The organism is Kitasatospora sp. NPDC008115 (assembly GCF_042957205.1).
GTDB lineage: Bacteria > Actinomycetota > Actinomycetes > Streptomycetales > Streptomycetaceae > Kitasatospora.
The window spans coordinates 32899-47364 of sequence record NZ_JBIBHU010000002.1 but is presented as its reverse complement, the minus strand read 5'-3'; the positions used below and the strand labels follow the sequence as shown (position 1 = coordinate 47364).

1 protein-coding gene is annotated in these 14466 nt (G+C 75.8%); it reads right to left on the bottom strand.

Annotated features, from left to right (window positions below):
- Window position 1: 1 nt before the first annotated feature.
- Window positions 2–14413, bottom strand: coding sequence for a type I polyketide synthase (locus tag ACFZBX_RS02705; protein WP_391531096.1), 14412 nt, complete (start codon window positions 14411–14413; stop codon window positions 2–4).
- Window positions 14414–14466: the final 53 nt, after the last annotated feature.

Sequence of the window (14466 nt, the reverse complement as noted above, 5' to 3'; positions counted from 1 at the left end):
CTCAGGCGTTGCCGAAGTTGTTGTCGATCAGGGCGAACAGCTCCTCCGCTGTCGCCGTTTCCGTCGCCGCGGCCGTGTCGTCCACCGGTCCGGGCGGTGATGCCTCGCCGCCCGGTGCGCCGGCGCGCCGGCCCCAGCCGCGCAGCAGTTCGTCCAGTCGTTCGCCGACGCCGTCGGTGTCGGCCGCTCCGGGCGGGACCGCCGCGAGGAGCGCGGCCAGCCGGTCCAGCTCGGCCAGCAGCGGCGAAGGAGGTTCGGGCGCGGCGGACAGCTCCGCGTCCAGATAGGCGGCGAGCGCCTCGGGCGTCGGCTGGTCGAAGACGACCGTCGGCGGGACGGTGAGCCCGGTGGCCTCGCACAGTGCGTTCCTGAACCGCACCGCGAGCATCGAGTCGAAGCCGACCTCGGAGAAGGAGCGTTCCGGGCGCACCGGACCGGCTCCGGGATGGCCGAGAACCGCGGCCGCGTGCCGGATGACCAGGTCGAGTATCGCTTGACGGCGTGCCTGCCGGTCCAGCGGGCCCAGCCGGGCGGCCAGTCGTACGGCGGGGGTACCGCCGTCGTCACCGGCGGCCTGCGAAGGCTCCTCGGCCGGCACCCCGGTGGTGGTGGCCGCGGCCGCCGTCCGGCCCGGTGTGGACAGCCAGTACCGGTCGCGCTGGAAGGGGTACGTCGGCAGCGGGACGGGTGCCGGGCCGCCCGGCCCGGGGGTCCCCGTCCAGGGCGACCAGTCCACCGGACCGCCGCCTGCCGCCCACGCCTCGGTCAGTGAGGCCAGCAGCCGCTCCCGGCCACCGTCGCCGCGCCGCAGCGTGCCGACCGCCGACACCTCCCGCCCGGCCTCCGCGGCCACCGCCTCGATCCCGGCGAGCAGCACCGGATGCGGGCTGGTCTCGACGAGCAGGGTGTGGCCTGCGTCCAGCAGGGCGCGGGTCGCTCCGACGAAGTCGACCGGCTCGCGCAGGTTGCGGTACCAGTAGGCGGCGTCGAGCGATTCTCCGGCGACGGGTCCGCCGGTCACCGTCGAGTAGAGCGGGACGGCCGAGGCGCGGGGGCGGATCCCGGTGAGGGCTTCGCGCAGTTCGTCCTCGACCTCGGCGACCTGGGCCGAGTGGGCCGCGTAGTCCACCGGAATCGTCCTGGCCCGTACGCCTTCCCGGTCGCAGGCGGCGAGCAGGGCGGCCAGCTCCTGGGGCTCCCCGGCGACGACCACGGCCTCGGGGCCGTTCACCGCGGCCACGCACACGCCCGCGCCGACGGGCAGCAGGCCCGTGGTCCGCTCGGCGGAGGCGGCGACCGACACCATGCCGCCGCGTCCCGCCAGCCGCAGCAGCGCCCGGCTGCGCAGCGCGACCACGAGGGCCGCGTCGTCGAGCGACAGCGCTCCGGCGACGCAGGCGGCGGCGATCTCGCCCTGGCTGTGCCCGACGACCGCGTCCGGGGTGACCCCGGTGTCGCGCCAGTGCGCGGCCAACGCGACCATCACGGCGAAGAGCACCGGCTGGACGACGTCCACGCGGTCGAGCGTCGGTGCGCCGGGCGCGCCGCGCAGCACCTCGGTCAGCGACCAGTCGGTGTGCGGCGCGAGCGCCCGTTCGCAGTCGGCGATGGCCGCGGCGAACGCTTCGGAGGTGTCGAGGGCCGCCACGGCCATGCCGGCCCACTGTGAGCCCTGGCCGGGGAAGACGAAGGCCGTACGGCCGCCGCGCGCCCGGTCCTGCACGGCGTCGGGCGCGGGTTCTCCCGCCGCGAGGGCGTCCAGCCAGCCGAGGAGTGCCTCGCGGTCGCGGCCGGTGGCGGCCGCCCGGAAGGGCAGGGCGGGGCGGGTGGTGGCGAGCGCACGGGCCAGGGCGGCGGCGCCCCCGTCGGGGTCGGCCCGCAGGTGCTCGCCCAGTCGGCGCGCCTGTCGGCGCAGGGCCGCGGGGGTCATGGCGGAGAGCAGCCACGGAACCGTGGTCCCGGTGTCCCCGGACGGTTCGCCGTCCGTGCCGTCGGGCCGCGGGGCGTCGGCGGCGGCGGGTGCCTCCTCCAGGATGGCGTGGGCGTTGGTGCCGCTCATGCCGAACGCGGAGACGCCGGCCCGGCGCGGCCGGTCCCCGTCCGGGGCGTCCCAGGGGCGGGCGTCCGCGAGCAGCCGGACCTCGCCGACCGACCAGTCCACCCGGCTCGACGCCTCCTGGGCGTGCAGGGTGCCGGGGAGCACGCCGTTCCGCAGGGCGAGCACCGTCTTGATGACCCCGGCGACCCCGGCGGCGGCCTGGGTGTGCCCGATGTTGGACTTCAGCGACCCCAGCCACAGCGGGCGGCCGGCGGTCCGGTCCTGGCCGTAGGTGGCCAGGAGGGCCTGCGCCTCGATGGGGTCGCCGAGCACGGTGCCGGTTCCGTGCGCCTCGACCAGGTCGATCTCGGCGCCGGACAGTCCTGCCGCGGCCAGCGCGGCCCTGATCACCCGCTGCTGCGCGGGGCCGCTCGGGGCGGTGAGGCCGTTGCTGGCACCGTCCTGGTTCACCGCGGTGCCCCGTACGAGGGCGAGGACCGGATGCCCGAGGCGGCGCGCGTCGGAGAGGCGTTCCACGAGCAGTACGCCCACGCCTTCGCCCCAGCCCGTACCGTTCGCCCCTTCGGCGAAGGAGCGGCAGCGGCCGTCGGGCGACAGACCCTGCTGACGGCTGAACTCGACGAAGACGTCCGGGCTCGCCATCACCGCGGCGCCGCCGACCAGGGCGAACGAGCAGTCGCCGGCGCGCAGGGCCTGGCCGGCCAGGTGCAGGGCCACCAGCGAGGACGAGCAGGCCGTTTCCACGGTCACGGCGGGACCGCCGAGCCCGAGGGTGTAGGCGACGCGCCCGGAGGCGACGCTGGTGACCGTGCCGCTGAGCAGGTGCCCCTCGACCTCGTCGGACGGGTTCTGCGGGCCGGTGCCGTAGCCCTGGGCGGCGACGCCGACGTAGACACCGCCCTCGCTGCCGCGTACCGACGCGGGATCGAGTCCGGCCCGCTCCAGTGCCTCCCAGCTGGTTTCGAGCAGCAGTCGCTGCTGCGGGTCCATGGCCAGGGCCTCGCGCGGGGAGATGCCGAAGAACTCCGCGTCGAACTCGGCCGCCCCGTCCAGGAATCCGCCGCCGGTGGTGTAGAAGGTGCCCGGGTGCAGGGGGTCCGGGTCGTAGAGGGTGTCCAGCGGCCAGCCGCGGTCGGCGGGCAGCGCGGTGACCGCGTCCACCCCGTCGGCCACCAGTCGCCACAGGTCCTCGGGCGAGCGGACGCCGCCCGGGAACCGGCAGGCCATCGAGACGATCGCCAGGGGTTCGTCGGCCGCCCCGGGCCCGGCGGCGGAGGAGTCCGTCGCGGCCGGGCCGGTCGTGCCGTCGGCGGCCGGTGCCGTGCCGCTCAGCCCGGCGAAGAGGTGCGCGGCGAGGCCGGCCGCCGTCGGGTGGTCGAAGACGGAGGTGAGCGCGAGCGGCAGAGCGGTGGCCTCGACCAGCCGGTTGCGGAGTTCCACGGCGGTGAGCGAGTCGAAGCCCACCTCGCGGAACGGGCGGTCGGCCAGGAAGCCCGAGGCCGAGTCGTGGCCCAGCACGGCGGCCGCTTCGCTCCGGACCAGTTCCGTCAGCAGTTTGCGGCCCTCCGGCTCGGACAGCCGACGCAGCCGGTGCCGCCACGACGGGTCGCCGCCCGTACCCGGTCCGGCCCCGGCGGAGGTGTCCGCGGCAGCGGGGCCGCCGTCCGCCGCCCGGGGCTCCGGGGCGTCCGGCAGGCCGCGCAGCAGCGCGCTGTCGCGCACCGAACCGAAGGTGGGCGCGAAGCGGCTCCAGTCCAGTTCGACGACGACCGGTTCGCCCTCGTCCAGGGCCAGCGCCAGGCCGAGCGCGGAGAGCGCCGCCGCGGGTGCCATCGGCACCAGCCCGTGGCGGCGCAGGCCGTCGCCCACGGCGCCGTCGGCCATGCCCGCGCCGGCCCAGGGGCCCCAGGCCACCGAGGTCGCCGTCAGGCCCCGGCCGCGCCTCGCCGCGGCGAGGCCGTCCAGGTAGGCGTTGGCCGCCGCGTACGCGCCCTGGCCACCGCTGCCCCAGGTGCCCGAGATCGAGGAGAACAGCACGAAGGCGTCCAGTGGGCGGCCTTCGAACAGGGCGTCGAGGTGGGCCGCGCCGCGCGTCTTGGCCGCCGTCCGCCGGGCCAGTTCCTCCGGCGTGCAGTCCATCAGGGCGGTGTCCGAGGTGAGTCCCGCGGTGTGCACCACAGCCCGTACGGTGTCGCCCTCGTCGCGCAGCCGCTCCAGGACCCGTTCCAGCGCGGTGCGGTCGGCGACGTCGCAGGCCAGCAGGGTGCTCCGGGCGCCGAGCGCCGCCAGGGCGCCGACCAGCGCGTCGGCTCCGGGGGCCTCGGGGCCCCGCCGGCCGAGGAGGACGAGGTGTTCCGCGCCGCGCTCCGCCAGCCAGCGCGCCACCTGGGCTCCGAGGCCTCCGGTGCCGCCGGTGACGAGGACCGTGCCGCGCACCGTCCACGGTGCGGGCGCGGGTGTCGCGGGCTCCGGCGCGCGGACGAGCCGACGGCCCAACGGCGCCGGCGCGCGTACGGCCACCTGGTCCTCGCCGTCCCGTCCGGCCAGCACCGCGCACAGCCCGTCCAGCGCGGGCCCGTCCAGCAGGTCCGGCAGGTCGACCAGGCCGCCCCAGCGCCGCGGGTGCTCCAGTGCCGCCACCCGGCCCAGACCCCACACCTGGGCCTGTTCGGGGCGGACCTCCTCCGTGGCGTGAACCGCCACCGCGCCGCGGGTGGCGCACCACAGGGGTGCGTCGATGCCGCTTTCACCCAGGGCCTGGAGCAGCAGCAGGGTCCCGGTCAGGCAGGCGTCGAGCGCCGGCAGGCCCGGGTGGGATCCCCCGGCCAGGGCCAGCAGGGACAGGACGCCCTCCAGGGTGCCGAACTCCGGGAGCAGCGAGGCCAGCTCGGCGCGTTCGACGGCGACCCCGACCCGGATCACGACCACGTCGGCGCCGTGTCCGGCGAGCGCCTGTTCGCAGGCGAGTGCGGTGTCCTCGGCGCCGGGTCCGTCCGGGGTGACGAGCAGCCAGCGACCGGAGAGGCGGGGTTCCGCGGGCGCGGTGAGCGGCTCCCATGCGATGCGGTAGCGGTCGGGGCCGGCGGGGACCGCGGTCCCCCGGCGGCGGGAGCGCCAGGCGGCGGGGGCCGGGTCGAGCGCGGCTTCGGGCCAGAAGCGCCTGCGCTGGAAGGCGTAGGTGGGCAGGTCGACCCGCCGCACGTCGGTGCCGCTCCAGCCCGCCGACCAGTCCACCGCCACGCCGCGCAGGTGGAGCGAGGCGAGTGCGGTGCGGACAGCGTCCGACTCGCCACGGCCGTCGCGCAGCAGCGGCACCGTCCCGGGGCTGCCGGGGGCGGGGCCGGCGGCGGGGGCGGGGCCGGCGGCGGGGTCGGGGTCGGGGAGGCAGGCGTGGAGCATGCCGGACAGCACGCCGCCCGGTCCGAGTTCGAGGTACGTCGTCGCCCCCTCGGCCCGCAGCCGACGGGCCCCTTCCAGGAAGCGCACGGTGCCCCGGACGTGGCGTACCCAGTGGTCGGGGGAGCGGAGTTCCGCGGCCGTGGCCGTACGCCCGGTCAGGTTGGAGACGATCTCGATGCCGGGCGCGTGGTAGGTCAACGACTCGGCCACGTCCCGGAACGCGTCGAGCATCCCGTCCATCCGGGCGGAGTGGAACGCGTGGCTCACGCTCAGGCGCCGGGTGCGCCGCCCGCGGGAGCGGATCGCCTCGGCCACGCGCCGCACCACGTCCGCGTCACCGGACAGGACCACGGAGGCGGGCCCGTTGACGGCGGCGATGTCCACCGCGCCCCGGCCGGCTTCCCGCTCCGGGACGGGGTGTTCGGTGCGGTCGTCCAGCAGGGCGCGGTGCACTTCCTCCTCGGTGGCCTCCACCGCCACCATCGCCCCGCCCTCGGGGAGTTCGTCCATCAGTCGTCCCCGGGCCGCCACCAGCGCGCAGGCGTCGGGCAGGTCCAGCACGCCCGCCGCGTGGGCGGCGGCGAGCTCGCCGATGGAGTGCCCCATCAACAGGTCGGGCCGCACACCCCAGTGCTGTACGAGCCGGAACAGCGCCGTCTCCAGGGCGAACAACGCGGGCTGGGTGTACCGGGTGCGGTCGAGCAGATCCGCACCCGGGGTTCCGGGCTCGGCGAACATGAGGTCGCGCAGGGACAGGTCGAGGTGCGGGTCCATGCCGGTCAGCACCTCGTCGAGGGCATCGGCGAACACCGGATCGTCGCGGTAGAGCTCCGCACCGGCTCCGGCCCGCTGGCTGCCCTGTCCCGGGAAGAGGAAGGCGGTCCGGCCGGAGCGTACGGCGCCGCCGGTGAGCAGCCGGCCCGCTGCCGTGCCGCGCGCGAGTGCGGTGAGCGAGCGCCGGACCGATGCCCGGTCCCGTCCCAGGACGGCGGCCCGGTGTTCGAGCGGGGCTCGTCCCGTGGCGAGCGAGTAGGCGACGTCCGCCAGTTCGGCGTCCGGGTCGGCATCGAGCCGGCTCACCAGCCGGCCGGCCTGCGCCCGCAGGGCCTCCGGTGTCCTGGCCGACAGCAGCAGCGGCACGGGCGGGCCGGTACGGCGGGCCGTGGGGGTGGCGGTGACCGCCGCGACGGCCATCGTGACGGTGGCGGTGGTGTCCGAGGTGGGCACCGCCGGGGCGTCGGTCCGGTCCAGGGTGTCGGTCCGGTCCGGGGCGGGCACGACCGCGATGGCAGGCGCCTGCTCGATGATCACGTGGGCGTTGGTGCCGCTGATGCCGAACGACGACACGCCCGCCCGGCGCGGGCTCCCGGTCTCCGGCCACGGGGTGCGCGCGGTGAGCAGACGGATGCCACCGCCGGACCAGTCGACGTGCGGGTTCGGCGTCCCGGCGTGCAGGGTTCCCGGCAGTTCGCCGTGGCGGATGGCCAGCACCATCTTCATCACCCCGGCCACCCCGGCCGCCGCCTGGGTGTGCCCGATGTTCGACTTCACCGAGCCGAGCCACAGCGGACGGTCCGCCCGGCGCGCCGGTCCGTGGACGGCCTGGAGCGCCTGTGCCTCGATGGGGTCGCCGAGCCTCGTGCCGGTGCCGTGGGCCTCGATCGCGTCGATCTGGCCGGCGCTCAGCGCGGCGTCGGCCAGGGCGGCGCGGATGACCTTCTGCTGGGACGGGCCGTTGGGGGCGGTGAGCCCGTTGCTGGCGCCGTCCTGGTTCACGGCGGTGCCGCTGATCAGCGCGAGTACGGGGTGGCCGTGGCGCAGGGCGTCGCTGTGGCGCTCCAGCAGCAGCACTCCGGCGCCTTCGCCCCAGCCCGTGCCGTCCGCCTCCGCCGAGAACGCCTTGCACCGTCCGTCGGCGGCGAGCCCGCGCTGACGGCTGAACTCCACGAAGAGCCGCGGGGTGCTCATCACCGTCACCCCTCCCGCGAGGGCCTGCTCGCAGTCGCCGCGCCGTAGTGCCTGCACGGCCAGGTGCAGCGCCACCAGCGACGAGGAGCACGCGGTGTCGACGGTGAGTGAGGGCCCCTGGAGGCCGAGGACGTAGGACAGCCGCCCCGAGAGCACGCTGGCCGTGTTCCCGGTCAGCAGGTGCCCCTCGGACACTCCCTCGGCGCCCTCCAGCAGCGCGGAGTAGTCCTGACCGTTGGTACCGATGTAGACGCCGACCTGCCGGTCCTTCAGCGCGGTCGGATCCTGTCCGGCGCCCTCGACCGCCTCCCAGGCCGTTTCCAGGAGCAGCCGCTGCTGCGGGTCCATGGCCAGGGCCTCGCGCGGGGAGATGCCGAAGAACTCCGCGTCGAACTCGGGGGCGTCGTGCAGGAAGCCACCCTGCCTGCTGTACGTGGTGCCGGCGCGGTCGGGGTCCGGATCGTACAGCCCCTCGGTGTCCCAGCCCCGGTTCGACGGCCAGTCGCCGACCGCGTCGGTGCCCTTCGAGAGCAGGTCCCAGTAGTCCTCGGGCCGTGCGACCCCGCCGGGGAAGCGGCATCCCATGCCGACGATCGCGATCGGCTCCTTGCTGCCGGGCTCCTCCGCCCGGGCCGCCTCGGCGCCGACGGGGCCGGCGGACCCGGCGGTGCCGCTCGCCGCGTCCGGCAGGTCCAGGTCCGCGAGCAGCCGGCCGGCCAGTGCCGACGCTGTGGGATGGTCGAACAGGACGGTGGCGGGCAGCGCCAGTCCGGTGACGGCGGCGAGCCGGTTGCGCAGCTCCACCGCCGTCAACGAGTCGAAGCCGAGCGCGGAGAACGCCTTTCCGGGCTGGACCGTGTCGACGTCGGGGTGGCGCAGGACCGTCGCCGCGTGGGTGCGTACCAGTTCGGTGAGGGTCCTGACCCGGTCCTCATGGCGCGGCAGTACGGCGATCTGCTGCCGCAGGGCGTCGGCGGAGCCGCCGCCCCCGCGGGCCGCCGGCGGTGCGGCGGTGTCCGGAACGGGCCTCGCGGCAGCCGGGTCCGGTATCCCGTCGAGCAGGGCGGCGGACCGCAGGCCCATGCCCGTGGTGAAGCGCCTCCAGTCGACATCGGCGACCAGCACCAGCGCGTCGTCCGCCGCGAGTGCCCGGCCGATCGCGGTGACGGCCGTTTCGGGCTCCATCACCGGCATGCCGAGGTCCCGCAGCCGCGCGGCGACCTCGTCCGCCAGCATGCCCGGCCCGGCCCAGGCGCCCCAGGCCACGGACGTGCCGGGCAGCCCGGCGGCCCGGCGGGCGGCGACGAGTGCGTCGACAGCCGCGTTGGCGGCCGCGTAGTTGCCCTGCCCGGCGTTGCCCACGACGCCCATCACCGACGAGAACACCACGAAGGCCGACAGGTCGAGACCCGCCGTGGCCTCGTGCAGGTTCCGTGCGGCGGTCAGCTTGGCGCGCAGCACCACGGCGAGCCGCGCGGGGTCCAGCGCGTCGAGCACACCGTCGTCGAGGACGCCCGCGGCGTGGATGACGGCCGACAGCGGGTACCGCGCCGGGATGTCGGCGACCAGCGCCGCCAGTGCGGCCGGGTCGGCGACGTCGCAGGCCGCGAAGGCCACGTCGGCGCCCAGCCCCGTCAGTTCCGCCCGCAGCGCGTCCGTACCGGGTGCGTCGGCACCGCGACGGCTGACCAGCAGCAGCCGCTCCGCACCCTGGCCCGCGAGCCAGCGCGCCGTGTGCGAGCCGACGCCACCGGTTCCGCCGGTGACGAGGACCGTACCCTGCCACCGCGGTCGCGTCCGCCCCCGTCCGGCCGCGCCACCCTCACGGGGCTGCGGCGGCACGGACGACGCGGGCCGGAGACGGCGTCCGTGGACCCCGGTGGAGCGCACCGCCACCTGTTCCTCGTCGGCCACGGCTCCCGCGAGCACCGCGCACAAGCGGCGGGCGGCCCGATCGTCCAGCACCTCGGGCAGGTCGACCAGACCGCCCCGGCGGTGCGGGTGCTCCAGTGCCAGCGTCCGGCCCAGGGCGGCGGACGCGGCCTGACCGACGTGCCCGGGCCGCTCCGCGCCGCCCAGGACCGCCGTTCCCTTCGTCAGCGTCCAGAGCCGGGCGCGGATGCCCGCGTCCTCCAGCGCCTGGGCCAGCGCGAGGGTCAGCGCCGGACCACCGGGCAGGTCGGGATGTTCGGGATGGGGGCGCTCCTCCCAGGACAGCAGGGACAGCACGCCGGCGATCGGCTGCTCCCCGGCGGTCTCCGTGAGCAGGGCGGCGAGTTGTTCGCGGGTCGCGCCCGGATCGGCGACGACGCACCGGAGGAGGTCGGCGCCGGCCTCGCCGAGGGCGTCCAGGACGGCCGCCGCCTCGTCGCCCTCGGGACGCAGGGCGAGCCAGCGACCGGGGAGGCCGTCCGCCGGCGCGACCGACAGCGGTGCCCAGGCAACGTGGTAGCGCCAGGAGTCCGCCCTCCGTTCACGGTTCCTGGCGGAGCGCCAGGCCGCCAGGGCGGGCAGGACCTCGTCCAGGGCTTCACGGCCGACCCCGAGGGCCTCGGCGAGCCGGGCGGGGTCCTCCCGTTCCAGGTCGTCCCAGCGGTCCTCGGCGGGGGCGGCCGGGACGGCGGCGGGGGCGGTCAGCCAGTAGCGGCTGCGTTGGAAGGCGTACGTCGGCAGCTCGACCCGCCGCGCCCCCGGGAACGCACCCGACCAGTCCACCTCAAGTCCGCGCTCCCACGCACGGCCCACCGCACGCAACACCTGGTCCGGGCCGCCCTCCCCACGACGCAACGTCCCCAGCACCGCGGCCTCCACACCCGCCGCCTCCACCGACTCCCCCACCGCCACGGCCAGCACCGGGTGCGGGCTGGACTCGATGAGGACGCGGTGCCCGGCCGCGAGGAGCGCGCGGGTCGCCCGCTCGAACTCGACGGTCTCCCGGAGGTTGCGGTACCAGTACTCGGCATCCAACGCCTTCATGTCCAGCAGGCCACCGGTGACGCTCGAATAGAACGGCACCGAACCCGCGACAGGGGTGATCCCCTCCAGGTCGGCGAGCAACTGCTCACGGACCTCCTCCACATGCACGGAGTGCGACGCGTAATCGACCTCGATCAACCGCGCCCGCACCCCCTCCCCCACCAGAACCTCCACCAACGCCGCGACCGCATCCGCATCACCCGACACCACCGTCGACGACGGACCGTTCACCGCCGCCACCGACAACCGCCCCACCCACGCGGCGACGCGCTCCCGCGCCACCTCCACCGGCAGAGGCACCGACGCCATACCACCCCGGCCTGCCAACGCCCCCACCGCACGCGAACGCAACGCCACCACCCGCGCCCCGTCCTCCACACTCAGACCACCCGCCACCACGGCCGCCGCAACCTCACCCTGGGAGTGGCCCACCACCGCGTCCGGAACAACCCCGAACGCACGCCACACCTCCGCCAGCGACACCATCACCGACCACAGCACCGGCTGCACCACATCCACCCGCGCCAACAGCACCTCGGAACCCAACGCCTCCGCCAACGACCAGTCGACGTAAGGCTCCAGAGCCCGCCCGCACTCCGCCATCCGCTCCGCGAACACCACCGACCCGGCCAACAACTCCGCGGCCATCCCCACCCACTGCGAACCCTGACCCGGAAACACCAGCACCGAACGACCGGAAACCAACCCGCCACCGGCCACCGACCCTGGTGCCGAACGCCCGTCCGCCAGCGCCTTCACGCCGTCCAGCAACCCGCTCCGGTCCCCGCCCACCACCACGGCACGGTGTTCGAAGGACGCACGCCCCACCGCCAGCGAATAACCCACGTCCGCCTTGTCGAGCCCGGGCTCCGCCACCACCCGCGCCACCAACGCCCCCGCCTGCGCCCGAAGGGCCTCCGCACTGCGCGCCGACACGGGCCACACCACCGGCCCGGGACGCCGGGCACCCTCCACCGCCCCGGCCGGAGCCTCGGCCGGCGCAGACTCCAGGATCACGTGAGCGTTGGTTCCGCTGATGCCGAAGGAGGACACCCCGGCCCGGCGCGGACGGCCCGTGTCGTCCCACGGACGGGCCTCCGTCAGCAGTCGGCCTGCTCCCGCCGACCAGTCCACCTCGGGCGTCGGACCGTCCACGTGCAGCGTCCTGGGCATCACCCCGTGCCGCAGGGCGAGCACCGACTTGATGACGCCGCCCACCCCCGCCGCGGCCTGGGCGTGTCCGATGTTGGACTTCAGCGAGCCGATCCACACCGGACGGTCCGCCGGACGGTCCTGCCCGTACGTCGCCAGCAGCGCCTGCGCCTCGATCGGGTCGCCCAACCGCGTCCCCGTACCGTGCGCCTCCACCACATCCACGTCCGACGCCGACAACCCCGCGTCCGCCAGCGCTGCCCGGATCACCCGCTGCTGCGACGGACCGTTCGGCGCCGTCAGACCGTTGCTCGCACCGTCCTGGTTCACCGCCGAACCCCGCACCACCGCCAGCACCGGATGCCCGTTGCGCCGCGCGTCCGACAGCCGCTCCACCAGCAGCATCCCCACGCCCTCGGCCAGGCCGAAGCCGTCGGCGGCTGCCGCGAAGGCCTTGCAGCGGCCGTCCGGAGCCAGACCGCCCTGACGGCTGAACTCCACGAGCATGCCGACCGTGGACATCACGGTCGCGCCGCCGGCCAGCGCCAGCGAGCATTCGCCGGACCGCAGCGCCCGGACCGCCAGGTGCAGGGCCACCAGCGAGGACGAGCACGCCGTGTCGACGGTGACCGCCGCTCCCTCCAGACCGAGGGTGTACGCCAGTCGGCCCGACGCGACGCTTCCGGTGTTGCCGGTCAGCAGGTGACCGCCCTCGTCGGCGCCCTGTTCGAGAGTGGGCCCGTAGTCCATGGTCATCGCCCCGACGAAGACACCCGTCGGGGTCCGCCGCAGTGTGGCCGGGTCGATCCCGGCCCGCTCCAGCACTTCCCAGGTCGTCTCCAGCAGCAGCCGCTGCTGCGGGTCCATGGCCAGGGCCTCGCGCGGCGAGATGCCGAAGAACTCCGCGTCGAACTCGGCAGCACCGGCGAGCGTACCCGCCTCCCGCTGGTAGTAGCGGCCCGGCGTCCCCGGTGCGGGGTCGTACCGTCCGGCGGTGTCCCAGCCGCGGTCGTCGGGCAGCGCGGAGACGGCGTCAGCACCTGCCGCCACCAGCTCCCACAGGTCGTCGGGGCCGGTGACCCCACCGGGGTAGCGGCAGCCCATGCCGACGATCACCACGGGGTCGTCGTCCGCGGCCCGCCGTACCGGCTCGTCAGCGTCCGTGTTCCGGCCGGGCCGGTCGCCGCTGATCGCGGCGCAGAGATACTCGGTCAGGGCCGTCGGGGTCGGGCAGTCGAAGACGGCCGTCGCCGGGATGCGCAGCGCCGTCGCCGCACTCAGCCGGTTGCGCAGCTCCACGGCGGTGACGGAGTCGAATCCCAGGTCGAGGAAGGCGAGGTCGGCGGGGACCGCATCGGACCGCCCGGTCAGCGCGGCGATCTCCTCGGCCACCAGCCGTGCCAGCGCGGCACGCCGCTCCGGTACGTCCAGTCCGGCCAGCTCCGCTCGGAACGCGCTGCCGGCGTCCCGGTCACCGCCCGCGCCGCCCGCGCCGTCCGGCCCGTTCGCGTCCTGCGGGGCGGGCTCCGCGAGCGCCGCCAGAGCAGCCGCCGGCAGTTCCCGTACCCGGGCGTGCCGTCCCGCGAACAGCACGTCCCGTTCCGGGGTGACACCGTGCACGTACAGGTCGCCGAGCGAGGTCAGGAACCGGCCCGGACCGCCCTGGTCGCGGCGCAGCGTCCCGAGGACGGCGGCCTGCGCACCGTGTTCCTCCGCGCAGTCCGTGAGGGCGGAGGTCAGCACGGTGTGCGGGCTGACCTCCAGCAGGACCTCGTACCCGTCCCGCAGCAGGGCCCCGGCCGCCTGGTGGAACCTGACGGTGTTGCGCAGGTTGCGGCACCAGTAGTCGGCGTCCAGTACCGGGACGTCCAGTCGTCCCCCGGTCAGTCCGGAGTAGTAGGGCAGCTGCGGTGTGCGGGGCCGGATCGGTGCGAGGTCGGCGCGCATCCGGGGGACGATCGCGTCGATGTGGGGGGAATGGGCGGCCAGTCCCACCGCGATCCGCCGTGCGTGCACCGCGTCCGAGGCCAGGTCGGCGAGGAGTTCGGCCGCGGCGTCGCGGTCACCGGAGACGATCACGGACCGCGGGCCGTTGTGCGCGGCGACGACGAGGCGGCCGTCCCAGCGGCGCAGGCGCGGCTCGACCTCGTCGGCCGGGGCCATGACGGAGACCATGTCGCCCTGCCCGGCCAGGGTCGCCTGGGCCTGGCTCCACAGGGCCACCACCCGCGCGCAGTCGTCCAGGGACAGCGCGCCGCAGACCGCGGCGGCGGTGACCTCGCCGACGCTGTGCCCGAGCACGGCCGCCGGTTCCACACCGTGGGACCGCCACAGCGCGGCGAGTGACACCGTCACGGCGAACAGCAGGGGCTGCACCACGTCGGCCCGGTCCGCGGCGGGTGCGCCCGGCGCGTCCGGGTCGCGGAGCACGTCGATCGGCGACCAGTCGACGAACGGTTCCAGGGCCTGCGCGCAGGCGTCCATCCGGTCGCGGAACACCGTGGAGGTGGTCAGCAGGTCCACCGCCATCCGGGGCCACTGCGCGCCCTGTCCGGGAAACACGAAGGCGACCCGGCGGCCCGCCCCTGCCGCACCCTCGACCAGGCCGGGCATGCTCCTGCCGTCGGCGAGCGCGTCCAGCCGCTGCAGGAACCCTTCACGGCCGGCCGCCACCAGTGCCGCCCGCCGGCTCCCCTCGGAAGCGGTGCGCGCGAGGGTGAACGCGATGTCCTGGGGGCTCCAGTCGTCACGACCGGCCAGGTACGCGTGCAGGCCGCGCGCGCCGGCCGCCAACGACTCCTTGCCGCTGCCGGCCAGTGTCCACAGCAGCGGTGCTTCCGTACCGTCGGGGTGCTCCATCGTGTGTTCGGACTCCTTCACGGCGTGCAGGACCATCAGTTGCCGGATCGTGG

Bases quoted from the DNA above. Each gene is read 5' to 3' on its own strand.
- ACFZBX_RS02705 (WP_391531096.1), bottom strand. From the start codon at position 14,413: ATGGAGCACCCCGACGGTACGGAAGCACCGCTGCTGTGGACACTGGCC.